Annotated in this window: 24 protein-coding genes; 22 read left to right on the top strand and 2 right to left on the bottom strand. The window is 57.8% G+C overall.

Annotated features, from left to right (window positions below; genetic code table 11):
* Positions 1 to 3: 3 nt before the first annotated feature.
* The 15 genes from G7Y31_RS11610 (at position 4) to G7Y31_RS11540 (ending at position 14434) form a co-directional block, all read left to right on the top strand.
* Positions 4 to 576 carry an aromatic-ring-hydroxylating dioxygenase subunit beta gene (locus G7Y31_RS11610; protein WP_165009977.1) on the top strand — a complete coding sequence of 191 codons (573 nt, stop codon included), beginning with the start codon at positions 4 to 6 and terminating at the stop codon, positions 574 to 576.
* 10 nt (positions 577 to 586) lie between these two features.
* Entirely contained in the window at positions 587 to 1630 is a 1044-nt protein-coding gene (locus G7Y31_RS11605) for a VOC family protein (protein WP_165009975.1), read from the top strand.
* Positions 1631 to 2329, top strand: a complete 699-nt coding sequence (locus G7Y31_RS11600; RefSeq protein WP_165009973.1) for a putative quinol monooxygenase — start codon at positions 1631 to 1633, stop codon at positions 2327 to 2329.
* Between the two features lie 36 nt (positions 2330 to 2365).
* A complete protein-coding gene (locus G7Y31_RS11595; protein WP_165009971.1) occupies positions 2366 to 3769 on the top strand; it encodes an MFS transporter in 1404 nt (467 codons plus the stop codon).
* Positions 3770 to 3972: 203 nt separating this feature from the next.
* Positions 3973 to 5304 carry an aromatic ring-hydroxylating dioxygenase subunit alpha gene (locus G7Y31_RS11590; RefSeq protein WP_244977401.1) on the top strand — a complete coding sequence of 444 codons (1332 nt, stop codon included), beginning with the start codon at positions 3973 to 3975 and terminating at the stop codon, positions 5302 to 5304.
* Positions 5305 to 5342: 38 nt separating this feature from the next.
* Positions 5343 to 5693 carry a non-heme iron oxygenase ferredoxin subunit gene (locus G7Y31_RS11585; RefSeq protein ID WP_165009967.1) on the top strand — a complete coding sequence of 117 codons (351 nt, stop codon included), beginning with the start codon at positions 5343 to 5345 and terminating at the stop codon, positions 5691 to 5693.
* A complete protein-coding gene (locus G7Y31_RS11580) occupies positions 5686 to 6915 on the top strand; it encodes an NAD(P)/FAD-dependent oxidoreductase (RefSeq protein ID WP_165009964.1) in 1230 nt (409 codons plus the stop codon). Before G7Y31_RS11585 ends, G7Y31_RS11580 begins: the two co-directional genes overlap by 8 nt.
* Positions 6916 to 6979: 64 nt before the next feature.
* Positions 6980 to 7540 carry an aromatic-ring-hydroxylating dioxygenase subunit beta gene (locus G7Y31_RS11575; protein ID WP_165009962.1) on the top strand — a complete coding sequence of 187 codons (561 nt, stop codon included), beginning with the start codon at positions 6980 to 6982 and terminating at the stop codon, positions 7538 to 7540.
* A 63-nt stretch (positions 7541 to 7603) separates the two neighbouring features.
* Positions 7604 to 8425 (top strand): SDR family NAD(P)-dependent oxidoreductase, encoded by an 822-nt coding sequence (locus G7Y31_RS11570; protein ID WP_165009960.1) that lies wholly within the window; start codon positions 7604 to 7606, stop codon positions 8423 to 8425.
* The gene (locus G7Y31_RS11565; protein WP_165009958.1) at positions 8419 to 10026 is read left to right on the top strand and encodes an AMP-binding protein; all 1608 of its coding nucleotides are present in this window, start codon (positions 8419 to 8421) and stop codon (positions 10024 to 10026) included. The genes G7Y31_RS11570 and G7Y31_RS11565 overlap by 7 nt, the downstream gene beginning before the upstream one ends.
* Complete coding sequence (locus G7Y31_RS11560; RefSeq protein WP_165009956.1) at positions 10026 to 10346, top strand: acetyltransferase; 321 nt, start codon at positions 10026 to 10028, stop codon at positions 10344 to 10346. Before G7Y31_RS11565 ends, G7Y31_RS11560 begins: the two co-directional genes overlap by 1 nt.
* Positions 10346 to 10768, top strand: coding sequence for a PaaI family thioesterase (locus tag G7Y31_RS11555; protein WP_165009954.1), 423 nt, complete (start codon positions 10346 to 10348; stop codon positions 10766 to 10768). Before G7Y31_RS11560 ends, G7Y31_RS11555 begins: the two co-directional genes overlap by 1 nt.
* A 315-nt stretch (positions 10769 to 11083) precedes the next feature.
* Positions 11084 to 12826: a bifunctional 3-(3-hydroxy-phenyl)propionate/3-hydroxycinnamic acid hydroxylase MhpA gene (gene mhpA / locus G7Y31_RS11550; RefSeq protein ID WP_165009952.1), complete on the top strand. Its 1743-nt coding sequence runs from the start codon at positions 11084 to 11086 to the stop codon at positions 12824 to 12826.
* A gap of 113 nt (positions 12827 to 12939) precedes the next feature.
* Positions 12940 to 13689, top strand: a complete 750-nt coding sequence (locus G7Y31_RS11545; protein WP_165009950.1) for a helix-turn-helix domain-containing protein — start codon at positions 12940 to 12942, stop codon at positions 13687 to 13689.
* The gene (locus G7Y31_RS11540; RefSeq protein ID WP_165009948.1) at positions 13682 to 14434 is read left to right on the top strand and encodes a Fic family protein; all 753 of its coding nucleotides are present in this window, start codon (positions 13682 to 13684) and stop codon (positions 14432 to 14434) included. Before G7Y31_RS11545 ends, G7Y31_RS11540 begins: the two co-directional genes overlap by 8 nt.
* Here G7Y31_RS11540 and G7Y31_RS11535 read toward each other — a convergent pair.
* Entirely contained in the window at positions 14431 to 14916 is a 486-nt protein-coding gene (locus G7Y31_RS11535; protein WP_165009946.1) for a DUF4411 family protein, read from the bottom strand. The genes G7Y31_RS11540 and G7Y31_RS11535 overlap by 4 nt on opposite strands.
* Complete coding sequence (locus G7Y31_RS11530; protein ID WP_165009944.1) at positions 14916 to 16073, bottom strand: ImmA/IrrE family metallo-endopeptidase; 1158 nt, start codon at positions 16071 to 16073, stop codon at positions 14916 to 14918. Before G7Y31_RS11530 ends, G7Y31_RS11535 begins: the two co-directional genes overlap by 1 nt.
* A gap of 164 nt (positions 16074 to 16237) precedes the next feature.
* Here G7Y31_RS11530 and G7Y31_RS11525 point away from each other — a divergent pair, with 164 nt between their 5' ends.
* The 7 genes from G7Y31_RS11525 to G7Y31_RS11495 all read left to right on the top strand — a co-directional run bounded on the left by G7Y31_RS11525 (position 16238) and on the right by G7Y31_RS11495 (position 25812).
* A complete protein-coding gene (locus G7Y31_RS11525) occupies positions 16238 to 17812 on the top strand; it encodes a class I SAM-dependent DNA methyltransferase (RefSeq protein WP_165009942.1) in 1575 nt (524 codons plus the stop codon).
* Positions 17813 to 17814: 2 nt separating this feature from the next.
* Positions 17815 to 19002: a restriction endonuclease subunit S gene (locus tag G7Y31_RS11520; protein WP_165009940.1), complete on the top strand. Its 1188-nt coding sequence runs from the start codon at positions 17815 to 17817 to the stop codon at positions 19000 to 19002.
* Positions 19002 to 19937 carry a restriction endonuclease gene (locus tag G7Y31_RS11515; RefSeq protein WP_165009938.1) on the top strand — a complete coding sequence of 312 codons (936 nt, stop codon included), beginning with the start codon at positions 19002 to 19004 and terminating at the stop codon, positions 19935 to 19937. The genes G7Y31_RS11520 and G7Y31_RS11515 overlap by 1 nt, the downstream gene beginning before the upstream one ends.
* Before the next feature lie 91 nt (positions 19938 to 20028).
* Positions 20029 to 20802: a hypothetical protein gene (locus tag G7Y31_RS11510; protein ID WP_165009936.1), complete on the top strand. Its 774-nt coding sequence runs from the start codon at positions 20029 to 20031 to the stop codon at positions 20800 to 20802.
* Positions 20795 to 21268: a type II toxin-antitoxin system VapC family toxin gene (locus G7Y31_RS12110; protein WP_165009934.1), complete on the top strand. Its 474-nt coding sequence runs from the start codon at positions 20795 to 20797 to the stop codon at positions 21266 to 21268. Before G7Y31_RS11510 ends, G7Y31_RS12110 begins: the two co-directional genes overlap by 8 nt.
* A gap of 609 nt (positions 21269 to 21877) precedes the next feature.
* The gene (locus G7Y31_RS11500) at positions 21878 to 25549 is read left to right on the top strand and encodes a DEAD/DEAH box helicase family protein (RefSeq protein ID WP_165009932.1); all 3672 of its coding nucleotides are present in this window, start codon (positions 21878 to 21880) and stop codon (positions 25547 to 25549) included.
* 71 nt (positions 25550 to 25620) lie between these two features.
* On the top strand, positions 25621 to 25812 hold the full coding sequence (locus tag G7Y31_RS11495; protein ID WP_165009930.1) for a hypothetical protein: 192 nt from the start codon (positions 25621 to 25623) through the stop codon (positions 25810 to 25812).
* Positions 25813 to 25846 lie beyond the last annotated feature (34 nt).

Below are 25846 nucleotides of genomic sequence, written 5' to 3'. Positions count from 1 at the left end.
ACCATGCCTGAGATTTTGGAACCCCTCGTCCCGGATGCACCCACGGAGACCTCCGCTTGGCCAGCCGGGCTAGAAGATACCCACAAGATTTCCCGCTTTCTCTATGACGAGGCCGAGCTTGTAGACAACATGCTGTTCGAAGACTGGCTGGACTGCATGCACGATGACGTTGACTATTGGGCTCCCGTCCGGGAGAACCGGGTTGCCCGCGAGCGCAAGGAGGAGTTCTACCCTCGGGGGACCTCTGTGTATTTCGAAGAATCCAAAGCCTTCTTGGCCCAGCGGGTCTTCCGGCTCAATACGCACATGGCGTGGGCTGAAGAACCCCCGTCACGTTCTCGCCATCTGGTCACGAACATCCGCGTGGACCAACGTTCTGACGGTAACTTCAACGCCCGCTCGAACTTCTTCATCTACCGCTCACGTGGGGAGAGGTACCAGGACACTATTGCCGGTGAACGCCGCGATGTCATAGTTCCCGCCCCGCAGTCACGCTATGGCTACCTGGTGCTCGAACGCGAAATCCGCTTCGACCAAGCCACCATTTTGACTAAGAACCTCAGCTTGTTCTACTAGGAGGACTGTTATGCGAACCACTCAACTCAAACGCATTGGCGTGGTGGTCAGCGACCTTGACCAGGCGGTGGCTAGCTACGGCAAGATTTATGGCATTCAGAGTTGGCAGTTTGCTGATGCCGCTCCTGCCGACGCCACCTCTCACGGCCGCCGCACCTTGCGCACCCCCGGCACATGGCGCAGTGCGCTAGGCACAACCCTGCCGCAGGAAGACGCACCCGGTCCCTTCGGTAATCCTGCTCAATCGGTTACCTTTGAGCTCATTCAGCCCACCGGTGGGGAGACGCCTTTTAATGAACAGCTGCTGTCTAAGGGCGAGGGCATCACCTTCATTCAGGTAGCAGCCGAGGGCGGGGACCCTGCAGAGCACTTCGCCCAGCTGGGAATCACCGCAGCGTACAGTGCGTCTATTGGCGGGCAGTGCAGGACGTGGTGGGATACCCGCAAGCAGTTGGGTGGATTCTACGTGGAGATGGTGCCCGTAGACGCTCCCGCTGCAGAACCTGCCCCGGCAGACACCGCTCTTTTGCCGGCCCAGGGGATTTACCACTTTGGTGTGCTGGTGGATGATGTCATGGAGGTCCTTCCCCACTACCGGGATATCTTCGGACTGGAGTCATTCGATATGAAGACGTGGGAGTCCGGCGAGGGCCGCCTGGATGCCCCTCAGTATCGCGGGAACACCGATCCGGTGGGCTACTTTACTGCCCAGGCACATGCCCAGGACTTCGGCTTTGAGATTATCTCTATGAAGTATGGCAGCTGCCATTACAACCGGGAGTTCCTTGATCACCGCGGCCCAGGTATCCACCACATTTTCGCGTGGATGACCACGCAAGAGCAGCAGTGGGAAGAGCTCACTTCGGCGATGACCGCAGCGGGCTATCCCGTTGTCATGGGCTCTCCGCTACGAGCCGGAGCGGCTGAGTTTGGCTACTTTGATACTTTCGACGCTCTGGGCGGATACTTGGTTGAGATTGTCATTCGCCGTTTCCAAGGCAAGCCAGAGCACATGAGTCCGGACTGGATTGTGGACTACTCGGAGGCGGTATAGATGCTGCGCTCAATCCATAGTGCCCAAACTGCCCCGGAGGGATTGCTTTCCGATGTCCGCGCTATTCGCCAGCGAGCAGGAATTCATCAAGCAGAACAGTATGTCAGCCTGGTTCCTGGCGAGTACGTCACCGCAGTGACCTTACTGGCTCAAGATGAACACAGCTTTTCTACCCTGATCCGTGAACTTGTGGACTACCCGGCCTTTCGCACCCTGCTGGAGACCGGGAGCACTGAACTCTATCAGCAGTGCACCTTTGAGATGCACGCCGGGAAATGGAGCCCTGCAGGCCGGGAGGGCTCAGTTATCCATTGGCCCGCTCAGGGTCCGGTCAGCATCCTTATCCAAGGTGCCTATGGCGCCAATGAGCATATGCGGGCTCTCACTATCCAAGAGATAGTGGACACCCGCCGAGAGCCAGGCTGCGAGTTTTATGCCTGGATGGAAAACGTCGAACTCCCCAACCACCTCATGCTGCTAGAGCGCTGGACAGACCAACAGATCTATGACGCCCATTGGTTGGGGCGCATGGCGACTAGTGACTATCGGGGCGATTCGGGCCGAAGCGCAGTCTCTCCTGTACGCGGGGTTGCCAGCCGCGAGTTCTACCGGCAACAACCATTCGAGTTTCATTACGGGCGGCTGCTGCCTGCAAACGTCCGTCACTATTCACACACCGTTACCTGGACCCCGCGTTAAGCGCCGGTCCCCTTCTAGGCACTGGAGGCCTTCACCATGACTTCCACTACCGCGGCAACTCCTACCCCCGGACAATTGCCCGCTCAAACCAAAGATCCTAAGGAACGTCGGATTGCATTGGCGTCCTCCTTCTTGGGCGCCACTGTTGAATACTATGACTTCCTGCTGTATGCAGCGGCGGCTGGCCTGGTCTTCCCGCAGCTGTTTTTCGACGGCATAGACCACAAACTCGCCACCACCTTGTCGTTCGTCATCTTGCTCACGGGTTACTTGGCCCGTCCGCTGGGTTCCATGGCCTTTGGGCACTTCGGCGACAAGTACGGGCGCAAGAACGTCTTGATTGTCACCCTGATGATGATGGGCTTTGTTTCGCTGGCAATCGGACTTATGCCTTCGTCATTGGTTATCGGCTCTGCGGCTCCCATCCTCCTAGTTATCCTGCGCATTACCCAAGGCGTGGCCATTGGTGGTGAGTGGGCAGGTGCCACCCTGATGGCCATGGAGCATTCCGCCAACGGCAAGAAGGGACTGGGGGCATCGATAGCCATTGCCGGCGGCCCGGCGGGTGCGGTGCTCTCCACTCTGGTGCTAGCCCTCTTCGCCGCGATTTCCGGCGAGAGCTTTGCTAACCCGGAAAAGTACTTTGCCACCGACTGGGGTTGGCGGGTGCCTTTCCTGCTGTCCTTCGTGATTGTCCTCATTGGCCTTTTTATGCGCGCCCACGTCAAGGAGTCGCCGGAATTTGAGGCGGCGCGTAGGGCAGGCAAGGTCCACACCGGCGTCCCCCTTGTACGCATGTTGCGTGAAGCTCCGAAGGATCTAGTGCTTGGCATCCTGGCCGGTGTCGGAGGTCTGTTTGTTCAGGGAGCGCAGGGCTCCTTTATGGTGCCGCACATCGTCGCGTCGACCGCCGCAATGGAAACTCCCGTTTCTCGCTCGAGTGCTTTGATGATGATTACGGTGGGGTCAGTCATGGCCATCTTCGTTATGCCGGCCCTGGCGGCACTCTCAGACCGGCTGGGGCGCCGTCGGGTTATGCTCGCCGGTGGTGTCGTCTCCGTGCTGGGAATCTGGGCGGTATTCGCGTTAATTGGGACAGGGGAACCGCTCAAGGTATGGATTGGCATGGTCTTGATGGTGGGTGTAGTCCAACCCGCGCAGTATGGCCCCATTGGTGCCTTCATTTCAGAGAAGTTCTCCCCGGAGCTGCGCTACACCGGCTCAGGCATCACCTTCCAAATGGCATCCATCTTGGGTGCCGGAATGGCTCCCTTGATCGCCAACAGGGTGGTGACTGTGGAGTCTGGCTTGACCCCGTTGGCGTGGGTGATTACCGGTGCGTTTGCTATTTCTTCCCTGGCAATTTTCTTGTCACGGGAGACCGCGCACCCGATGTCCCACGTCGAGCGTTTTGAAGAAACCAACCTATTTAAGGGCTAAACCCCCTGCTTAAGCGCTACATATTCCGTGTCGGGACATGCGTGTTCCGGCAGGCGGAACGCAGTGGCCTTAACCCTAGCGTTGTGTGAAATAGTGCTATGCATGCGGACGGTGTGAGTGCAATTACAAACGTGCAACAAGTTCCCCATGCGTTGCACTTCACACAGTTGCAGGTCCTTAGGCCGAAGAGAATGGAGTACATAGTGAGCTGTGCGCAAGCCCCACGCGGGAAGAACACGATAACGCGTCCCGAAGGACTCGACACCAACTTTGACGTTTCTGGGATGGTAGACCCCGACGGTGGACTTATCGATCGCCGCATTTTTTCTGATCCATTGATTTACGCCCAGGAACAGCGGCGAATCTTTGCCCGCTCCTGGCTGTTCATTGCCCACGACTCGCAATTTGAAAAGGCTGGAGACTTCTTCCAAACCTACATGGGTGAGGACCCAGTCATTGCGGTGCGCAACAAGAAGGGCGAGATCAATGTTGTGCTCAACAGCTGCCGCCACCGTGGCGCGCGCGTATGCCGCGCGGACTTGGGCCGTACCAAGAACTTCACCTGTACTTATCACGGCTGGGCCTATGACCTTGACGGAGAACTGGTCTCCGTGCCGAATGAGACCTACTATGACGAGTCCTTCAAGCGCGAGGAATGGGGCCTGGTGCGAGTGCCGCGGGTGGAGTCCTACAAGGGTCTGGTTTTCGCCAATTGGGATGAAAACGCAGAGCCGCTGGAAGACGCCTTGGGTGATATGCGCTGGTACATCGACGCCTTCATGGACCGTGACCCGGCTGGCACGTATGTGGTGGAGGGGGTAACCAAGTGGGTGCTCGAAGGCAACTGGAAGTTGGCGGCAGAGCAGTTTGCTACCGACTGGTACCACGTGACTATGTCCCATGCTTCGGCGTTGATGATTCTCTCCCCCACCGGAAAGGGCCCAAAGAAGGAGATTGCAGAGCGCAAGGGCTTGCAGTTTTCCGATGCCCATGGCAATGGCGCAGGTTTTCCCGTGCACCCCCGCAACCGCTTTGACGCCCAACCGGTTCACGAGTATTACGACTACGACTTCCTGCGCGAGCGTCTCTCGGAAGAGCAGGTCACAGGGCCATTGACCAATGGTCACGCAACGGTCTTCCCCAACTTCTCCTACCTGCCAGTTAATGGTTCTATTCGCGTATGGCACCCGAAGGGCCCCAACAAGATGGAAGTCTGGGCATGGACTGTGCTGGACCGCAGTATGCCAGAAGATGTAGCCCGAGCCCAGCGCCTGTATAACTTGCGCACTTTCGGACCGTCGGGTGTCTTTGAGCAAGACGACGGGGAAAACTGGTCGGAGTGCCAGGCCAATGCCCACGCGTTCATGGTGCAAAACACTACCTTGAACTATCAAATGGGCCTGGGCAGCGCTACTGAGCGCGAAGGCTACCCCGGCAAGACCTCAGAGTTGTACTCAGATGAAGCCGGGCGAAATCTCTACCGTCGCTGGCGGGAGCTGATGAATACCCCAGCCTGGCATGAAGAGTTCAAATAGTTCCCATCACCCAAACCCCAGATCCATAAGGAGTCCACATGACGCAACCGATTAAGGTCGCAGTCCTCGATGATATCGAGCAGGAAGAGGCAATTGTAGTTACCAAAGAGGTGACCGGCTACGAGGAACCAATTGCCCTCTTCCGTACCGAGGATGATGAGGTTTATGCTCTCAATGACACGTGCACGCATGAGACCGCTTCTTTGGCTGACGGCTGGATTGAAGGCTGCGAAGTGGAGTGCCCGCTCCACTCCGCCAAGTTCGATCTGTGCAGTGGCAAGGTACTGTGCATGCCGGCTACTGAGGACGCCCCAACGCACAAGGTGGAGCTGCGCGGGGAGGAAATCTGGCTCTACCCTGGCGTACCAGCTGTAGGGGCAGGTGAGTAACGTGACGGGAGGCACCACCATTGTGGGAGGGGGCATCGGCGGTTTCACGGTGGCTCAAGAGCTGCGGAAGTTGGATCCTGAGGTGGCTATCACCATCATTGACCCGGAGGGCTTGCCATATGACCGTCCGCCGCTGTCAAAGGAAGTGCTGGCTGGGGAAAAGACCTCGGAGGAGCTGCTTTTCGTTCCGGCCTCGTGGTACACGGATAACCACGTGGAGGTCATCACCGGCAAGGTAATTGGAGTTGATGCCGAGGTTGCGCAGCTTAGCCTTGAGGATGGCACCACCTTGGCTTACGAGAATCTGGTGCTGGCTACAGGTGGTTCTGCCCGCCGCGGCCAAACGCCAGGCTTCGAGGACAATACCCTGGTGTTGCGCACGCTTGCTGATGCCATCCGTTTGGCCGAGGGCCTGGGGCCGGGGTTACACCTGGGCATCATTGGCGCGGGACTTATTGGTGCGGAAGTTGCCGCACAGGCCAATGCACTTGGGGCGAAGGTGACCTTGGTGGAACCGCAGCCTGTATCTCTGATCCCTGCGGTTGGAGAGGATATTGCCACCCGGTTGCACGCCCTGCATGGTGCACACGGTGTGGACTATGTGCAGGGCATGACCACTAGCGTGGACAAGGACGAGTCTGGTTACACCATTGTTGTCGATTGTGCCGAAGGCGGAAACGCACACATCAGTGTCGATAAGGTGCTATTGTCCATCGGCTTGATTCCGGATGAGTCTCTGGCACGTGAGTTAGGACTCGACTGCGACAACGGTGTGCTGGTGGATCACCAGCAGCGCACTGCGGTGCCCAACGTTTGGGCCGTCGGTGATTGTGCCCGCAGGCGCAATGCGGATGGCACCTTGGAGCGGCGCCATGAGCACTGGGATTCTGCGGTGCAGGAAGGCCGCGCTGCCGCCTATTCTATCGCGGGTCAAGAGCCACCTGCAGAATCTGCCTCGTGGTTCTGGAGCGACCGCTATGGAGTCCACGTGGAAGGAACCGGGGACATGAACGTCGCGGGGCAGACCTATTTTCGCCCCGACGCCGACGGCAAACCCGCTGTGGCGTTCCGGGTCACCAATGATAACCACCTTGCTGGCGCAGCAGCATTCAATGACTCGATGGCTATTCGGGCTGCTCGACGGATTATTGATCGCAATCTCACGGTAGATCCCGCCCAGCTTATTGATCCAGCCGTGTCGCTAAAGAAGCTAGCCCGGTAGGCTCTGGTGCCCCGTCAAGCCCAACCGACCCGGCAGATTCCCCTGAACGACGAAGGATATCCTGATGACTGATTACTTAAGGCGCGAAGATATAGTGCTTGAGCGCCGAGTCGACGCAGAGACGTACTATGCGTTGACCAACTTCTACAACGATGAAGCCGCCTTGTTGGATGAGGGCCGCTATGTGGACTGGCTTGAGTGCTTTGACAAGGACCTCGAGTACTGGGCTCCCACGCGCACAAACCGCACACGCCGTCAGCAGGCTCTGGCCATTGCTGAGCGTGACGGACTCGCTTTCTACGACGAGACCTATGATTCCTTGGCCTGGCGCATCCGCCGCTTCGACACCGGCATGGCCTGGTCTGAGGATCCGCCTTCGCGCACCCGCCACCTGATCACCAACCTGATTGCTTTCCACGGCACTGATGGGCAGGGCAATGACGTGATCGAGGTCCGTACCAACTTCTACGTCTGGCGTACCCGCCTGGAGCGAGAGCAGGACACCTTCGTGGGTACCCGGACGGACGTGCTGCGCCAGAGCGGGGAGGGCCTCAAGATCTTTGACCGGCGCATCCTGCTAGACATCAACGTCTTGGACTCGAAGAACATCTCCACGTTCTTCTAGGTTTGCGGGCGAATCACGACAGATGAATCAGCACAAGCGGATTGAACACAGGCGGAGTGACGCATGATTGCAAACCAGCGAGTTCTCATTACTGGCGCGGGAAGCGGATTGGGCAAGGCCTTGGCGCAGCGCTTTGTAGAGCACGGAGCGCAGGTCGCCTTGGTAGACGTGGACCTGGACCGTGCCCGTGCTGCGGCAGAGGAGATTGGCCTAGAGTCCAGTTTGCCCCTGGCAGCAGATGTCCGCGACACGCATTCTTTGCACAGCGCGGTTGATCAGGCCGTGACGGCCTTCGGCGGCCTGGATACCGTGGTCCCCAACGCCGGAATTTGGGATTACTACCGCTCCATCACCCGGCTTAGCGGTGAGGAAATCGGCCAAATCTTTGACGAGGTTATGGCGGTCAACGTCAAGGGCTATCTGCTTACCGCAGAGGCCACGTGGCGTCACCTCTTGCGGGCTAAGGGATCGATGATCTTCACCCTGTCTAATTCAGCCTTCTATGCCGCTGGTGGCGGGGCTCCCTACACCGCCTCCAAGTTCGCAGCCCGCGGGCTGGTAATTCAGTTGGCACACGAATTAGCGCCGCACATTCGCGTCAACGGCGTTGCGGTGGGAGGCATGCGCACTAACCTGGCCGGTCCTGTGTCCGGCGGCCTGGAGGGGCGCACTGTTACCCAAGTCTTTGACGGGCGCCCGGAAGGCGGAAACCCCTATATTCCACTCCACGATATTTCCCTAGACCCCATCACTTTCACCGGCTCCTACTTGTTGCTGGCTGACCCAGAGGAAGCCGGCAACATTACAGGACACATCATTAATGCAGATGGCGGCATTGCCGCCCGAGGCTTCGCTCACGCAGCGGGGGGAGATGAATTATGCTGATCTACGGAACGCAACACAACGCCAATGAGCTAGACATTGGACCTTGCAACCAGCTGTACAGACACGCCAAGTACAGCCCCGAGCGCCCAGCGCTCGTATATGAAGGACAAACCTACACCTACCGTGAATTCACCACGGAGGTGCGCAAGTGGGCCGCTCACTTTGAGCAAGCTGGCGTCAACCAGGGTGACCGGGTGGGCTACATTGGCCTCAACTCGCGGTCTTTCCTCTTCGCCATGTTTGGCGCGTGGTGGGTGGGGGCAACCTTCATGCCCTTCAACTTCCGCCTGTCTGCGCCGGAGACCGCCAAGCTCTTCCTTCTCGGAACTCCGCATACCGTAGTGGTGGAGGGCTCCCATCTGGCTAAGGCCAAAAACGTCTTCGGTATTGAGCGTCACCATGTGGTGGTGGTTGATGATGATCCTGCTGCCCCAGTGGACGAAGTTGTCCCACTTTACTGGTCCGCCACGTCCAGCTTTGAGGAGCTAGATACGTCCATGGTCATGCGCCCACGTGCTGTGACTATGGAGGACTTGGCACTGCTGCTGTTTACCTCTGGCACCACTGGTTTGCCCAAGGGAGCAGAGCTTACCTTTGGTAACCTTTGGTGGAACTCAATCAACGTTGATTCGATGGTGGACACCCGCCCCGGGGATTACTCTTTGGCCACCGCCCCCCTATTCCACGTGGGTGCCCTCAACTCCTTCGCCATCCGCTCATTCTTCCGCGGCAACACTCTGGTGGTGCACCGCAAGTTTGACCCGGAGATCACCCTGCGTGACATGGTTACCTACAAGATTGCTTCAGTCTTTTTGGTGCCGGCTCAGCTTGCCGCAATGGAGAAAGCTCCCAGCTTTGAAAGCTCGGATCTGTCTACGCTCCGGGCAGTAATCTGCGCAGGCGCACCGGTCCCACCGGCAATAATTCGCCGCTTCGCGGATAAGGGCGTATCTGTCCAGCAAGCGTGGGGTCTGACGGAGACCTCGCCATTTGCCACCTATCTGCCTCCGGAGATGACCCAGGCTAAGCTTGGCTCTTGCGGAATACCCATGCCCCACACCCAAGTCCGCCTGATGAACCCGGATACCGGCGTTGAGGTCAAGGATCCGCATGTCACAGGGGAAATGTGGGTCAAGGGGCCCAACGTGGCCGTTGGCTACTGGAACAATCCGGAAATGACGCAGAAGGCCTATACAGCAGGGTGGTTCCGCTCCGGCGATATCGGCTACATGGATGAAGATGGCTACTTCTATATTGTGGATCGCCTTAAGGACATGATCATCTCGGGCGGTGAAAACGTCTACCCCGCAGAAGTAGAACGAATCCTGGCAGAAAACGACACCTTCGCCCGTTGTGCGGTGGTGGGCATTCCGGACGAAAAGTGGGGCGAGCGTATTGTCGCCGTCATTGAACACACCGGTGAGATTGACTTCACGGTTCAAGACATTCGCGACCACTGCGCCCGCCACCTAGCGCGTTACAAGCTGCCGTCCAAGGTCGTTGTTGTCGACGAAATCCCCCGCAATGCTGGCGGCAAGGTGGATAAAATCCTGCTGCGTCAGGGCGTGCGCGAAGGAACTATTGGAGAGGTGATCCCCTAATGAGCATTGTCTATGTCTCAGCCACTGAACTGCGCCACACCTATCCCTTCGGCACCCACGATGCCACCGTGGACTTCGCCGACGGCAAAGACTTGCAAGCGCGCGTCCGAGCAGTCTTTGCTGAGGACCCTAAGTGCCGCCGCGTGGTAGTCCAGGTTGCTCAAGACAACCTAGAGGACATCGCCGCCTGCGAGCGCGCGGGCCTGCGCTTTGTGGTCAACGTAGAGACCCGTTCTCGCAAAGAGATCGCTCTCATGGTTGCTGAGCCTGACTGGGTGCTGCAGCAACCCACCGAGGTAGAAGATTTGGAGTTGAACTGATGGCTTTCTTAGAAGACTGGGAGGAGTTCTACTCCCGCGTCCACGATGTCAAGGACACCCTACAGCTCTACCCCATCTCCGGTAATGCTGAAGAGGTCAAGCTGGGAATGCCCCTATCCCCGGCCATCATCCAACCGGCCGGTATGTTCTCCGCACCAGCACTGTTTGGCCTTGCGGACCTCTGTGGCACCTGGCTGGCCATGCAGCAAGTTCCTAAGGGAGTATTCCCTCTTGCCGTGGCCTCCTCCATCAATGTGGTCTCCAACAAGAAGAAGGGCGACGCCATCGCCACGGCCCGGATCGTGCGTGCCGGTCGGACTGTCATTGTCACCGACACCGAAATCCATTCTTCCATCGATGGTGCCATTTTGGCTAAGGTTACATGTACCTACACGCTGCCGCAGCCAGCGCCTAAGTCCTAGATCAGGGCTGCAACACCCAATTGACCTACTCCAGCCTACGCAGGTGGGAGTGGGTCAATTTGCCGTTTGCCAAGTGCGCGTATTTGGTAGGGGTGTTCCGGGAAGGTGGTCGGGGTGGTGTTCCGCTTTGTGGAACACCTCTTGCCTTGAATCGCGCCATGGATTGAAATGGCGATTATCCGCATTATGACGTCGGTTACTTTATGGATTGCAGGAGAGCGGCGCTACGCCAGGGAAGATTATGCAGTGAGGTAGGGCGCCAATCCCTCAGCATTCCTCATGCCAACTGAGAGCCCAGCCCAGAAAGGATTTAGCATGACTTCCTCTACTGCTTACGACACGGACGTACTTATCGCGGGTGCGGGTCCAACGGGGCTAACCCTAGCAACGCTGCTTGGAAACCAGGGGATTAAGGTTACCTTGGTGGAGGCCCGGCAAGACTTGATTGACTACCCGCGCGGCGTCGGCATGGATGATGAGTCCTTCCGGACAGTCCAAGCCATGGATCTCATAGATGAGATTGTTCCGTTCACAATCCCGCACCACATTATGCGCATTGTCAATGGCCAAGGCGAGGTTATCATGACCAATAATCCCAAAGGGGAACCATTCGGGTGGCCGCGTAAATTTGGCTTCCTTCAGCCTATGGTTGATCGTGCAGTCTTCGAGGGCCTCTCGCGCTTTCCGAATGTAGAGGTCCGCTTTGGCACCAAGCTCGTTGGAATTGACCAAGACCCAAACGGTGTTACTGCCACTCTCGAGCGAGTCTCTGGAGAAGACGGGCAAGTCTCAAGCGGAGAGACGGAGCAGCTCCGTGCCCATTACTTGGTTGGTTGTGAGGGTGGGCGCTCGTTTACCCGAAAGTGGATGGGAGTCGAATTTGAGGGGAAGTCTCCGTCCACGCGCTGGGTGGTAGTCGACTGCAATAATGATCCCTTGGGCTTCCCTAACGTCTATCTCGGCGCAGACCCGGCCCGACCTTATGTTTCCATTGGGCTTCCTCAGGGTGTTCGCCGGTTTGAATTCATGCTTTTTGACGATGAGCCCAGCGAACGCGTCGAAGACGATAAGTTCGTCGCAGAGCTCCTGCGTGATCACCTGCCCGACGACACTCAGCTTGATATCATCCGCCGCAGGGTATTTACTCACCACGGTCGCATCGCTAAGGAGTTTCGTAAAGGACGCGTGTTGATCGCTGGGGACGCTGCACACCTCATGCCCGTGTGGATGGGGCAGGGCTTTAACTCGGGCTACCGTGACGCAACAAACCTAGCCTGGAAGCTCAAGGCAGTAATCAGCGGCCAGGCGAAGCCAGATTTACTGGACACCTATTCAACTGAACGTCGCGACCATGCCAAAGCTATGGTTGACTTGTCCATGGCGATGGGAAACATTATTAAGCCCACGGACAGGCGCATCGCCTTTCTCCGTGATCGCGCCGCCGGCCTTGCAAATTCTTTACCTCAGGTTCGCTCCTATTTCGAAGACATGCGCTTCAAGCCTATGCCACGATACGGACGTGGAGCTGTGGTCGACCAGGAGAGTCTAGCGCCGGGATTCGCACACGGTAAGAACAGCCAGTCCCGGATTCCAAAGCTGATTCCGGCTCGCAATGCACTGCAGAAGCAGTCCCCCGTTGGCTCTCAATTCATTCAGCCAACGGTTGGCCTTGGGAACAGCGAAGCCAAGCTCGATAACGTGCTTGGTCAAGGATTCTCAATCATTTCGTGGGGCATTGACCCGCAGCGACTGTTCGACACTGGGCAACTTCAACAGTTTAGGCAGCTCGACGTCCGGCTGGTGTGTGCAGTCTCCCCGACGCAAGTTCCATGGGCACGTGAGCACTGCGCTAAGGGTGACGAGTCGAATCCGACTGTGGTTATCGCAGATGCTAGCGGCTCATTGAAGAATTGGTTTGATCAGCATGCTGTTGGGACCGTCTTCATACGTCCGGATCGCTTCACCGCTGCGGTATGCCTCAACGGCGACGCTAAGCGTGCATGGAACGCGCTGGTTGCGGCGACCCATCTGACCCCCTCCGCAGGCCATTGGGACTAGGCTCAACTAGTCGAAGGCTTGAAGGCCTCGACATCATCGGGATTGTCCTAACCCCAGTACACCAGTACTACCTCTAGGACATCCCTAGCCCCGGCAGGCTATACTTGCCTGCCATGGACCCTCTTTCCGTGCTGCAGCACTCGCCCTTGAGCCTCTCTGAGGTCTCGCGCCGCTCCGGCGTTTCGCGCAATACCCTGCATCTTTGGCTGCGCGGCGAGTCCCAGCCCAGCCTGGCCACCATGGACAAGATTATGCTGGTTCTCGGCCACCAGCTCAACGTCCAGGCGCAGCGCTTGAGTGATGCGGATGCCGCCACCGCCGCGCGCATCCTCGCCAACGATCTGCGCCCTGAGCTGGCAACTGCCGCTGTCGAGGCCTGGATGCAGCGCTTCGCCGACTGGGGCGATGCCGCCCACCCCCGCACCCTGCTCTCCCGTGCGGCGTGGGCCTCCCACCCCTACGGCCGCCCGGGCGCGCTGCACTTCCTGCCCACCAATCCGGTCACCGTGGCATCGTCTGCCGATGCCTCCGGCCAAACCTGGGCCTTCTCCGGCGCCTTTGCTCAGGGCAACCTCCAGCAGGCCGAGGCTCCGGAAGCCAAGCCCCACATCCCTATCCCAGATACAGCACATTCCACAATCATTTGGTGCGAAGACCCCGCGACCGCCGCCCCCAGCCTGCCGTCCCACGTGCGCCAAACCCCCCAACCAGTTCGCGGAGGGACCAGCCTGGTCCCCATCGGTGCCCATGAGTGCGCTCACGCCAGCAAACAGGGTGCCCTTCGCTTCGTCTCCCCCACCCAGCTGGCGATAGACATTTTGGCAGAGGCCCATCAGCCATCCCTGGGAGGCGCCGATGCTTAAGGCCACGAGCAGGGTGAGTTGGCAGGTGCGGGATCATGGGGACATCGGCAAGTTAGGTACGGAACGCGCCCTTTTCCGTTTGACCAAACAGCTGCCTGACTTGGTCTGGAATGCTGCGGCGCTAGAGGGTAATACCTTCACGCTGCCTGAAGTTCGTACGCTGCTCGACGGTGTAACTGTCGGCGGCAAGTCTCTCCCTGAGCAACAGCAGATTTTGGACCTTTCAGAGGCGTTTAACCTCTTGGCAGATCTTGTCCGCACTGAGCAATTCGACATCACTGCCCAGGTGAGCAACCAATTGCACCAGGCCGTCGCGGGCAATGAGGCGCTAGACGCTGGCATGTTCCGTGGTGATGGCGCCGTCACCGGCGACGGCGGCGGCGTCCGCCTGACCTCCGGCATGCATGTACCTTTTGACGCTGCGGAGCAACTGCACAGTGACTACCAGGCTCTCCTGGGCTCTCTCCACGCCCTGTCCAACCCCGTCGAGCGCGCCTTGGCTTACTTCTGCTCGGCTACTCGTAGCCAGTTCTATTTCGACGGCAACAAGCGCACCGCGCGCCTTGTGGCTTCCGGCATGCTGCTGTCTGCTGGCTACAGCGCGCTGAACATCCCGCACGCCCGCCGCCTGGAGTTCAACTGCGCCTTGGACCAGCTCTTTGCCACTGACGATGCCACCGACCTCATGGCCTTCCTCTACGACTGCCTGGTGGAGTCCTCGCGTGAGAGTAATGGAAGACTTTAAAGATGCAAGCCAAGCTGTCGGAATACGTCGAAGGGGTTGGCGCATGGGACGCCAAGTTGAACAGCTGCGTCAGGGATGAAAATCTTTCTCTTGGCGTTAGGGCTCGACTGTTCATGCGTGACGATGGTGTGCTGGCCTGCCGCGGCCTGAGCAATTAGCCATAGGTCCGCAGAGGCAGCAAACTCTTCAATTGCGCGCTCTTGAAACGAGCTTTCCGGGTTTTTCGCCCACTCCACCAGCTCAGTGGCGTTTTCAATGGCGGCTGCGTTTGGAGGCAACCAGGCACCCTGTAGTTGGGGTCGTTGGGCCCAGGAGGTTAGAGAATCCTCCATTCTCTTTAGCTCATCGTACACACTGCTGATGGAAGCGACTCTTTGCATTTGGCATTGTTCATCCAGCCAGGTCCAGAACGAAGGTGCTATGTCAAGTGGGTAGTACCGCCTATTGGCGTCAATAAACACGTTAGCATCGAAGAGGTACATCAGACTTGTCCCTCGATGTAGTCACCATAAGCGTCAAATGACTTGAAAGTTTTGATCCCAGTCAACTGAAGCGCATCTGTAGGAAGCAGTCGCCCAGAAGCGAGTTCTCGAATTACAGCTTGGGAAAAAGTTCTTCCGAGTCGGAAAGCACGTGAGTATTGTATATTCCCGCCGGAGTTATCTCCCTTGGCAGAACTTGCCAATGCGGATAAACGCTTAAGCTCAATCGGATATAATTCCTGAAACTCCTTTTCGGAGAGTATTCCACTTCGCTTGAGACCGTTGAGCACGACCAAAGTGCCACACTTGTAGACCTTGGCGAGGCTTTCAAGGATTTCAGGGACGCTTTCTGACTGATGTACTGGATACCTGGCTTTGAGATCGACCGCTGGAACGAGGAACTCGCTGGCCACTAAGTTGCACCATTGCTCGACTTCATTGGAGGATGTCGCATTCAATTTTGCATTTCCCAAGGCCCCTTTCCCGCGCCACACGTGCGCTAGCTCGTGGGCGAAGGTAAACAGCTGACCGTTGATAGTTTGCTTAGCATTGACGAAGATCAGGGGAGCAACAGGGCTCACTAGAGAGAACCCCCGAAACTCGTCTGGGTTCAATGGCCGATAAACGTTGTCATTAACCATCGAGTTGAAAGCGGTCAAGCCTCCGAGTAACTCAAACTGGGAGATGAGATACCTCCGTTGGCTACTGGCGTCGCCCTTCCGATCATTGACCTCATATTTTAATGTCTTGCGCATATGGGAAGCGGTCTCTTGTGCATTCCAATCCGCAGCAATACCCACCACCCAAACGGGTTCGATGCCGATGGATTCGGCGTATTCCTGGTACCAATCCTGACGACGTTGGCAAGTATTTAGCGTCGCCCATAACTCGGGTGAATCTTCTCGAACGCCGGGATCAAATCCGTCCCTAAAGTCCGCGATCGGAAGCTGACGCCGAGGCACTTCGCTGAGAAGAAAATATCCCATTGGGGTGTCGACCCTGTTGGAGAACTCCTGGAGCTGCTTAAAAGTGGGTTGGCTCTCCCCGGCGATCCACTTTTCGAGATGGGGATGGCGCTTAAGGAGGTTCTCAGAGCCGCCAGCACGCGCAGCAGCCCAGCGGACGATCTCCGGGTTGACGGGTATGCGAACAGTCACGGTTTACCTCCTCTAGCCTTGGTGTTATCGAAAAGTGATGTGTATCAGCATAACGGACAATTGCCCCTGTCGCACGGAATTGAGGCGATTGGCAGCCCAAATCTCTGAGCGGCAAAGGCTGGGCGCACCACTCCATGTCCGGGGTTCGGCTTATGCTGGTGGGCATGATTACTGGCGCATTGAAGAACAGCGTTGATCGCATCTGGGATACCTTTTGGTCCGGGGGTATTTCTAACCCGATTTCGGTGATTGAGCAGTTCACCTACCTGCTGTTTATCCGGGAGTTGGATACCCGCCAGGCTTATATTGATACCCGCCGCAACCTGGGCGACCCCACCGCCACCACCGATATTTTTAATACTTCCCAGCAGCACTTACGCTGGCGCAACCTGATTGAGGATGCTGACCTTGCCCGGCGTAAAGCCATCATCACTGCAGAGGTCTTCCCGTTTATCAAAACCATGGGCGGGCACGGCTTCCAACAACACATGGCTAATGCCTCCTTCGACATCGAATCAGAAGCCACCTTAGGCCGGGTGATGGAACTTATCGACGCCCTAGAGTTCGCCAACAAAGACATCGCCGGCGACTTGTATGAATACATGCTGGACAAACTATCTACCTCCGGTACCAATGGGCAGTTCCGTACCCCTGGCCACATCATCGAACTACTAGTAGCGTTGATGGCCCCAACCCCGGCCCTGCGCATTATTGACCCCGCGTGTGGCACCGCAGGGTTTTTGGTGGCGGCTAATGACTGGATTAAAACCCACCACCAGGACCAGTTGTTTGACAAACCCACCCGGGATACTTTCCTGGAGCAGGGGCTAACGGGGTTTGATTTTGATAAAACCATGGTGCGTATCGCGGCAATGAATATGTTCATGCATGGTTTTGATGAACCTGCCATCGCCTACCAAAATTCCCTCACCCACCTTGATGCCCAGCACTATGGGGCCTATGACCTTATTCTGGCTAATCCTCCTTTTGCTGGAAGCTTGGATAAAGACGCCATTGACCCAGCACTGAAATCTGCTACTACGGCGAAGAAGACTGAGCTGTTATTTCTCCACCGCTTCCTGCAATTACTCAAACCCGGTGGGCGGGCTGCGGTTATTGTTCCGGAGGGTGTGCTGTTTGGTTCCACCAAGGCACACAAAGTGCTGCGCCAACACCTCGTTGAGGATCAGCGCCTGGATGCAGTCATCAAACTACCCTCCGGGGTGTTTAAACCGTACTCCGGGGTGTCGACTGCGATTGTGTGTTTTACCCGGACTGATTCTGGTGGTACGGACCAGGTGTGGTTTTATGATGTCACTGCTGATGGGTACTCGTTGGATGATAAGCGCACCCCGTTGCTGGAGGCGCGCCTCTTAGGCCCTGCCCCGGTTTCGCATGTTCAGGATCTTGATGACCCCAACTGTGCTGCTGACCCCCACCCGGTGGCCCTGAGTGCTGAGCAAGCAGTACTCAATAACCTGCCGGATGTGGTGGCTCGCTGGCATCAGCGCACCACCACCGAACGGGACCGGGCACGCACAGAGTGCTCGTTTACAGTGCCCCGGGAAGAGATTGTGCGGGCTGGGTATGACTTGTCGATGAACCGGTACAAAGAAATTGTTCTGGAGGCCACGGAGACCCGGGACCCGCTAGAAATCATTGCCGAGATCGAAGCCCTCGACCACGACATCGCTACCGGCCTGGCTAAGCTGAAGGCCATGCTCACGGAAGGCAAATAACCATGACCACCACACAGCATGATTGGCCCATGGTGAAGCTAGGGGAACTGATTCAGTCTGTAAAGCCTGACCGCGCTCAAGATGGTGAGTTTCCGGTTTTGTCGATCACTCGAGAACGCGGACTCGTATATCAGGATTCACGTTTTAAAAAACGTATCGCGGGAGCGGATCTGTCCAATTACAAGGTCATTGAACATGGGCAATTGGTCGTCGGATTCCCTATTGACGAGGCTGTCATTGACTTTCAGACGCTCTGTGAGGCGGGCATCGTGAGTCCCGCGTACGGAGTTTGGCAGATTACCAACGGCGCAGCCGTCGACCGTGAATACCTCCGCAAGTTTCTCCGGTCAGATACCGTGATAAAGCACTACAAGTTACGCCTCCGTGGGACTACGGCTCGCCGTCGCACCCTGACAAACGAAGCCTTCTCATCGATCCCTGTCCCCCTCCCACCGCTCGAGGAACAACACCGCATCGCAGGCATCCTTAATCACGCAGGGAACATTGTCGGCGCGCAGCGGGGCCTAATCGAGGCTGTGGAGGAGTTGTCGCAGACAACCCTTAACGCTCTGTTGAGCCATGAATCAAGGACGACAGTTGAACTCGCGGAGATTGCCGATATTCAATCGGGCATTACGAAAGGCCGAAAGGTTCCCGCGGGACAGTCCACCGAAAGCGTCCCTTATCTGGCGGTATCGAACGTCAAAGATGGATTTCTACAGCTGGAACAAGTCAGCGAGATTGAGGCTACTAACAACGAGATTGCGAAATACCTGCTAAGCGCGGGGGATTTGGTGCTGACCGAAGGCGGAGACCCTGACAAGCTGGGGCGTGGGACGGTATGGAACGAGGAACTGCCGCGGTGCATTCACCAAAACCACATCTTTCGGGTTCGTATTCGACCGGAGTCGAGTGAGATAACCCCTGAAGTACTAGCAGCCGCACTGCGGACCCCCAGCTTGAAGCAGTACTTCTTAAAGTCCGCCAAGCAAACCACTGGTATAGCGTCCATTAACAAGACACAGCTGTCTCAGGCGCCAATACCGGTCTTGAACAGTGACGAAGTTGGGAGTATTGCCGAAACCATCGTGGCGTTGCAAGCTGAACTGGCACTCGAGCGAAAGCGTCTGGACTCCCTGATAGGGTTGCAGAAGGTACTCAGTATTCGCGCTTTCCAAGGAGAACTCTGATGGCGACTTTGAAGTGGGACGGATACCTCATCCCGGTCCTGGAAGTATTGGCCTCAGATGGGGCTGTGTGGAAGCGATCCCTACTTATCGAGGCTACCGCGTCGCGGGTAGGGATTAGTGAAGAGGAACGAGCGGAAGTCATTCCCTCCGGCCAAACGGTCTACGCCAATCGCATTGGGTGGGCGCTGTCCTACTTGAAGAAGGCCGGTGCTGTTACCTCGCCTTCACGGGCGCATTTCCAAATAATGGAGCTGGGACGTGACCTGATAGTCCGCTACCCCTCCGGCATGACGGAGAAAGACCTACGGATCGAGGCTGTTGGCACGGACCAAGGAGGCACCACCTGGCAGGCGCTGGGGAAAGCTGAGGGACGAGGGGGCATCGGCAAGCTAAGCAGCCAACCGGAAGAAGAAACGGACCTGGACCCCATTGAACAGGTGGAAACCGGTGTGGCGCGCAACGATGCCTTTGTGGCTGAGGAGCTGCTGACGAGGCTGCACGAGAACGAACCGGAGTTCTTTGAGCAAGCCGTGCTGGACCTGCTGATGGCAATGGGGTACGGCGGCACGCAGGGCAAGGCGACGCGGACGCAGCTGTCGAACGACGGGGGTATTGACGGAATTATTGACCAGGACGCCCTGGGGTTGTCGCGGATTTATGTGCAGGCCAAGCGGTACGGGCTGGACAGGAGCATCGGGCGGCCAGATATTCAAGGGTTTGTGGGTGCTTTGCAAGGCGCGCAAGCTGACCGGGGCGTATTCCTGACCACCGGGAAGTTTTCTGAGGGCGCGAAGCAGTACGCAGAAGCCGTGGCGTCACGCGTGGTGCTTATTGATGGCGTGCGGCTGGCGCAGTTGATGATTCGCTACGGCGTAGGCGTGCAAGTCAAGCGGACCGTGGCGATTGTGGAAGTGGATGAGGATTACTTTGAGTAGGGGTTGCAGCTGGGATTGAGCGCGCGCGTTATGTCCAGGGGCGCGAGTATGCTGCGTAGAAACAGCGAAACTGAGTCCTAAGGAGGTGGACATGACAAGCGCAATGAAGAATACGGGGGGCGTGCGGACGGTGAGTCTTAAGCTGCTTGGGGGCACGCGGAACATGGAGTTTGATTGCCTGGCGAAGGCCGAAGAAGTGGTACGCGAGCTGTCTGGGGCGGGGAACGAACCGGTGGATTGGACTTTTCGGAGGAAGGCTGCCGGTGGCGCGCAGATTGAGCTGGAAGTATCAGCCGACGTTGCGGCGGCTTGGGACGAGGGCCTGACCGCACTGCAGGAAGGGGGCGAACTACCTGAGCTGTGGACCCCGGCAGCTATTAAAGCCTTGATTGAGCTTGGGGAGCTTGGTGCTGCTCAGGGGGATACGACTGTGGAATTGAGTATTGCGGAGCGCAGGGTGGCTCTCAATGAAGAGCTGGTAGAGGCAGCCAAAAAGTGCGCAGTTGTTGAGCATCTTTCCTATGGTGGAGTCAGTGGCCGCTTGTACCAGTACTCAAACCGCGACGGTGATGCGACGGCGCTTCTGGAGGATGAGGAGACCGGCGCAGCGGTGACTCTCTATATTCCTCCCGAATTAGAGGAGCAGGTTAAAGCCAAGCTGGAGAGTGAGGTGGAGATCTGGGGTCTGAAAAGGTACTGGCGTGACAGCTACGACCTTGTTGATGTTGAGGTGGCAAAGATCTGGGATGTAGTTCCCCCACCGGTTGAGCGGATTCCGGCAGAGGATTTCAGGGGGATATTGGGCTCTGATTGGCTTGAGGGCTTGACCCCGGTGGAATTAGTAAGGAGGGAGCGTGATGCCTAGCGGGACGGGAGGGAAGCTGCCGCTTATTGTGCTCGATACCAACGTTTGGGTTTGGTACTTGACAGACGTGGACCCGGCGGTAACTCGATGCATAGGAACGCTGATTAGGGGGCATGGATGTGATCACCTGATTGTCGTTCCGCTAGTGGTCCTTGTTGAGACCGTAGGCGTTGTAAGAGGAAGGGCGAGCCGTCCAGCGGAACAGCGACAGCGGTCCGAGGAGGCGCTTCGATTTTTCCGGAGCCAGCCTTTAATCTTCGTAGATCTGAATCAACGAACAGCGTTTCGGGCCGCAGAATTGTGCGGTGAGCACCTGCTGAAGGGGGCGGATGCGGCAATCCTAGCGTCTGCAGAGTTAATGGGGGCTCAGGTCCTATATACGTACGATAAGGGCTTAATAAAGGTTGGCCGTGCGCTAAAGGGGTTGGACGTTCGCCGGCCTACGGAGTTGGAGCTTATTGAATAGGTGGATAACGGTGTGGAGCGCAAGCCGACTGCGCTGGACTCGGTCGGGCTGTAAGAAGTCATAGCCAGTGCAAAGCCCCGAGTGCATATCCATTGATAGAGGCAACATCGGGGCGTACGGGCACTACGATAGCATCCGGACAAGGAAACGTAAAGCCTAAAGCCTCGTTATCTAATGAGGGTAAATCTTTGGGAAAAAGAAGATAGCCCACAGCTGAAGAGCTGAGGGCCAGAGCTTATTTGCCTTGCGGCTTGATGTACGTGAATCATACAGCATTTTGACCATTAGGCAATTAGGCCACATAGACCCCGGGTCGGAGGATGGACAACGGTCAGGCCTCACGTGTTCCGCCAAAAGCAAACGCCCCACTTCAGCGTGGGGCGTCGCAGTAAGTGCGGTAGTAAATGCGGCTTGCTCAGCCGCCGTCTGCGGGCAATGAAACTGAAGCTCAGCCCGGCGGGCCAGGCGTTGAATTTATGCCGCCTTAAGCCTTGCGCCCCTGCTGAAATGGGCTAAAATAATTTCTATCTTGCGTTAGGTCTACACCCGGAATCGGTAGGATTGCGCAATGTTTCACGTGAAACCTCGTCATTCTGAAAGTTCTTGCATATGACTACCCCTACTACCCCATCGGGTGCGCCGTTAGGAGCACGTAGCAATTTCTCCTTCTTGCATTATGTCTGGCCGGTGGCGCTGCGGGAATGTGTGCAGGCGGAGCGGGGTGTGGACGCGGCGCCGGTGGTGTCCTGCATCTTGGCGCGCAAGGTGTTGGAGCGGGTGGTTCACCACATTTGGGCGTTCCGGGAATTGGGGCAGTCGCAGGGCGAGCCGCTGGCTGGCCTCATGGCAGATCGCGACTTTCAGGCCACGGTGGCTGATCGGAACATTCTGAATAAGATGCACATTGTCCGTAAACGTGGCAATGATGCTGCACATGCCACTGAGCTGGAGGGGGGTCGCGAGGTTCTGGGGCCCAAGACTGCCCGCCAGGTAGTGATGCACCTGTATGACGTGCTGGTGTGGGCAGTGGCAAAGCACTCCGCGAACCCTCACCTGGCGCCGGGACCGAACCAGGCCTTCCGGCAGGAGTTGCTGGGAGCAGGCGGTGCGGGGGGCACGGGCAATCCGGGGCAAAGCCAGACCGAGATTGCGCAGCATGTGCGGGAGCTTAAGCGGCAGCAAGAGCAGCTCAAGGCGCAGCGGCTCATGCTGGACGATGCCCAGCAGAGGGCGAAGGATGAGCGCGAGCAACACCTGCGGGAGGTTGCGGCGTTTGAAGAGCAGCGGCGGCGTGTGGAGCAAGAGCAGGCGGGCCGGCTGGCGGATGCCGAAGCACGGGCCGAGGAAGAGCGTCAAGCCCGGGAGGAGCTGAATGCGCAGCTGGCTAAACTGCAAGAACAGCTGGCAAAAGAGCAGGCCAAGAAGGCGGTCGATGCAGGTCAGCCGACTGCGCCGCTGGCGATCAGCGAGGAGGAAACCCGCAGGCAGCTAATTGATCCGCTGTTGGCGGACGCCGGATTTGTGGGGGACGGAATTAGCCGCGAGCTGGAGCTGCGGGGAATGCCCAGTGCGTCCGGTGTGGGCTATGCGGATTATGTGCTGTGGGATGATGACCGCCGACCATTGGCGGTGATTGAGGCGAAGAAGGCCTTGGAGTCCATGGCGGCGGGCGCGCAGCAGGTAAAGCTGTACGCAGACTGCATGGAAAAACAGTTTGGGCAGCGGCCAATCATGTTTGTGACTAACGGCTACCACATAGACCTTATTGATGATGCCGCACATTTGCCGCGCTCCGGTGCAGGGTACCCGGCCCGGGAGGTAGAGGGCTTCCCCACTGCGCGCCAGCTGCGGCGAATGATTCGCCGTAGGAGCCAGCGGGCAGATTTGACCACCACCCAAGTAGACGCGGACATTGCGGGTGGGCACGGGCGCGACTACCAGCGGGCGGCTATCCAGGCGGTAGCGGAGTCGCTACAGGACAAGCGCCACAGGCAAGCATTGCTGGTTATGGCCACCGGAACAGGCAAAACGCGCGTGGCGGTGGCCACGGCTAAGCTGCTGCGGGAGGCCGGCTGGGTGGGCAAAGTGCTCTTCCTGGCAGACCGCACAGCGCTGGTAAAGCAGGCCCACCGCGCGTTTGTGAACCTCTACCCGCAAGCGGCGCCGGTGAACGTGCTGGAGAGCCCCACGCAGGTGGGTGATGTGTATGTGAGCACCTACAACACCATGATGAACCTGATTGGGGACGACGGCACTTCCCCGGCCACGTTTAGACCTTTTGACTTTGATCTGATCATTGTGGATGAGGCCCACCGTTCGGTCTACAACCGCTTTGGGCGGATTCTGGACTATTTTGACGCCTACGTGGTGGGCCTGACGGCAACGCCGAAGTCCGACATTGAACATGACACCTATGCGCTTTTTGGCCTAGATGATAAGACCCCGACGTTTGCCTACGAGTTCCCGCAAGCTGTGGACGAAGGCCACCTGGTGCCATATAAGACGGTTCTGCAGGGCACGAAGTTCTTGGACCAGGGCATGCACTACGCACAGCTCACGCCCGAAGAGCAGCTGGAATGGGATGCCGCCGAGTGGGGCACCGACGAAGACGGCCAGCGCCTGGACCCGCCGGGGGATGTCAGCTCTGCGGACATCAATCGCGTGCTCTACAACCGGGACACCATCCGGCACGTGTTGAAAACGGTGGTGGAGCGCGGCATTCGCGTTGGCGGCGACCAGCTGGGCAAGACCATTATTTTTGCCCGCAGCCAGCGCCATGCGGAGTTGATCAAGGAGGTCTTCGACGCCGGATTCCCGGAGTATTCCCTGGAAGGCGCGTCCGTGATTACAAACCGCACCAAGTACGCACAGTCAGCGTTGGATGAGTTCGCGCGGCCCGACGGCCCGGTAAATATCGCCATCTCAGTGGACATGCTGGACACCGGCGTGGACGTCCCAGAGGTGGTTAACCTGGTCTTTTTCAAGCCGGTTTACTCCCGGACCAAGTACTGGCAGATGGTGGGCCGTGGCACGCGCTTGCGCCCGGATTTGTTTGGGCCGGGCATGGATAAGGAACACTTCCTGATTTTTGACTTCTGCGGTAACGTGCAGCGCTTTGGCACCCCGCAGGAGGAGGAAACCCTGGTCCGTCGGCCGCGCTCGCTGTCGGAGAAACTCTTTGTCGCCCGCGTGGAGCTATTGGCGCAGCTTGCGGCTGGGCAGGAAGGCTCGGCGTTGCGTACACAGCTTGCCGATGCCCTCCATTCCGCCACCGCCGCAGTTCCCCCAGGTCACATCATGGTGCGCCCGGAAGATAAGGAAACCTTGCTGCGGTATGGGCATCGGCAAGCATGGGAGCAATTGACGGCCGAGGATGTAGCAAAACTTGAGGGGCATGTGGCGCACCTGCCGCTGGGCACCATGAAGGAATCAGAGTCCGCTAAGCGCTTTGACCTGCTGATTGTGCAATTGCAGTTAGGGGTGTGTGCCTGGCCGGATGTCTCTGCGGATGTGCCGCTGCTGCGCGAGCGAGTGGTCAAGATTGCCGATGACCTGCTGGCGGTCAGCGATAACCTGCCGGTGGTGGCCGAACGCCGCAGCTTCCTGGAGCGAGTGCTGAAGCCTGAGTGGTGGGAAGAAGTCACCGTAGATGAGCTGGAGGCGGTGCGCAAGGGCATGCGGGATTTGGTCCAGTTTATTCCCAAGGGCAGCCGCAACGTGGTGATTTTGGATATTGCTGACGAAGCCGGCGAGGTGGTTGTGGATGAAGCTCCCTCGCTGGCCGGCGCGGGCAGTGGCTCCTACCCTTCTCTGGTGGAACGGCGGCTGCGTGAGCTGTTGGCGAAGCACGAGGATGACATTGCCCTGCAAAAGCTGCGCCGAGCGCGTGAGCTGACAAACGACGACATCGCGGCGCTGGAGGCCATGGTGGCTGAGGCTGGCAATGGGGAGCCGGGCTATGCGGAGGGGGTGGACAAGCTACGCGCCAGCATGGGCGATGTCACCATCCCCGCGTTCATCCGCCGGTTGGTGGGCCTGGATAAAGACGCTATGAAGGAGAAATTCCAGGACCTATTGGAGAATAACAACTTCAATGCGGTGCAGATTCGCTTCCTTAATCTGCTGGTAGATGGCCTAGCGCAAAATGGTGGCCTGAAATTCAACGAGATTTTTGAGCGCCCGTACGACGTAGAGGGTAACGTCATCGATATCTTCAAGGGCAGCCTGGACGTAGTAACTGACATCCGCAAACGCCTTGAGGATATAGACAACACTGCCTAGTTATGTGCCGGGCCCGGGTTGCCGTGCGCGCCCGGCCCCGCCAGATAGCTACAACCGAAAGGGGTTGGTACATGAACAAGTTAAGCAAGCTCGGCGTGGCTCTCTCCAGCCTTGCACTCATCTTGTCCATCATCAACATCATCCTGGTCTTGGTCAACGACATCGGCATGGTCCACGTGTGGACCTCCGCCTTCATTGCAGTGCTCTGCTGCGTGCATATCTACTTGCATCTGTCCCGCAAGGGCGAGTCGGACCAGTCCTAGCCGGGGTTTTGTCGGCGGGGCTTGCCTCCGCGGC

The organism is Corynebacterium lizhenjunii (assembly GCF_011038655.2).
Lineage (GTDB): Bacteria > Actinomycetota > Actinomycetes > Mycobacteriales > Mycobacteriaceae > Corynebacterium > Corynebacterium lizhenjunii.
The sequence above is the reverse complement of the archived record's forward strand: the minus strand, read 5'-3'. Positions and strand labels throughout refer to the sequence as shown.

What these genes read in the sequence shown, in the direction of transcription:
- G7Y31_RS11515 (WP_165009938.1), top strand. Translation starts at nt 19,002, where the DNA reads ATGGCGACTTTGAAGTGGGACGGATACCTCATCCCGGTCCTGGAAGTA.
- G7Y31_RS11510 (WP_165009936.1), top strand. Translation starts at nt 20,029, where the DNA reads ATGACAAGCGCAATGAAGAATACGGGGGGCGTGCGGACGGTGAGTCTT.
- G7Y31_RS11495 (WP_165009930.1), top strand. Translation starts at nt 25,621, where the DNA reads ATGAACAAGTTAAGCAAGCTCGGCGTGGCTCTCTCCAGCCTTGCACTC.
- G7Y31_RS11585 (WP_165009967.1), top strand. Translation starts at nt 5,343, where the DNA reads ATGACGCAACCGATTAAGGTCGCAGTCCTCGATGATATCGAGCAGGAA.
- G7Y31_RS11520 (WP_165009940.1), top strand. Translation starts at nt 17,815, where the DNA reads ATGACCACCACACAGCATGATTGGCCCATGGTGAAGCTAGGGGAACTG.
- G7Y31_RS11560 (WP_165009956.1), top strand. Translation starts at nt 10,026, where the DNA reads ATGAGCATTGTCTATGTCTCAGCCACTGAACTGCGCCACACCTATCCC.
- G7Y31_RS11525 (WP_165009942.1), top strand. Translation starts at nt 16,238, where the DNA reads ATGATTACTGGCGCATTGAAGAACAGCGTTGATCGCATCTGGGATACC.
- G7Y31_RS11535 (WP_165009946.1), bottom strand. Translation starts at nt 14,916, where the DNA reads ATGTACCTCTTCGATGCTAACGTGTTTATTGACGCCAATAGGCGGTAC.
- G7Y31_RS11600 (WP_165009973.1), top strand. Translation starts at nt 1,631, where the DNA reads ATGCTGCGCTCAATCCATAGTGCCCAAACTGCCCCGGAGGGATTGCTT.
- G7Y31_RS11500 (WP_165009932.1), top strand. Translation starts at nt 21,878, where the DNA reads ATGACTACCCCTACTACCCCATCGGGTGCGCCGTTAGGAGCACGTAGC.
- G7Y31_RS12110 (WP_165009934.1), top strand. Translation starts at nt 20,795, where the DNA reads ATGCCTAGCGGGACGGGAGGGAAGCTGCCGCTTATTGTGCTCGATACC.
- G7Y31_RS11540 (WP_165009948.1), top strand. Translation starts at nt 13,682, where the DNA reads ATGCTTAAGGCCACGAGCAGGGTGAGTTGGCAGGTGCGGGATCATGGG.
- G7Y31_RS11610 (WP_165009977.1), top strand. Translation starts at nt 4, where the DNA reads ATGCCTGAGATTTTGGAACCCCTCGTCCCGGATGCACCCACGGAGACC.
- G7Y31_RS11545 (WP_165009950.1), top strand. Translation starts at nt 12,940, where the DNA reads ATGGACCCTCTTTCCGTGCTGCAGCACTCGCCCTTGAGCCTCTCTGAG.
- G7Y31_RS11565 (WP_165009958.1), top strand. Translation starts at nt 8,419, where the DNA reads ATGCTGATCTACGGAACGCAACACAACGCCAATGAGCTAGACATTGGA.
- mhpA (WP_165009952.1), top strand. Translation starts at nt 11,084, where the DNA reads ATGACTTCCTCTACTGCTTACGACACGGACGTACTTATCGCGGGTGCG.
- G7Y31_RS11575 (WP_165009962.1), top strand. Translation starts at nt 6,980, where the DNA reads ATGACTGATTACTTAAGGCGCGAAGATATAGTGCTTGAGCGCCGAGTC.
- G7Y31_RS11570 (WP_165009960.1), top strand. Translation starts at nt 7,604, where the DNA reads ATGATTGCAAACCAGCGAGTTCTCATTACTGGCGCGGGAAGCGGATTG.
- G7Y31_RS11595 (WP_165009971.1), top strand. Translation starts at nt 2,366, where the DNA reads ATGACTTCCACTACCGCGGCAACTCCTACCCCCGGACAATTGCCCGCT.
- G7Y31_RS11605 (WP_165009975.1), top strand. Translation starts at nt 587, where the DNA reads ATGCGAACCACTCAACTCAAACGCATTGGCGTGGTGGTCAGCGACCTT.
- G7Y31_RS11555 (WP_165009954.1), top strand. Translation starts at nt 10,346, where the DNA reads ATGGCTTTCTTAGAAGACTGGGAGGAGTTCTACTCCCGCGTCCACGAT.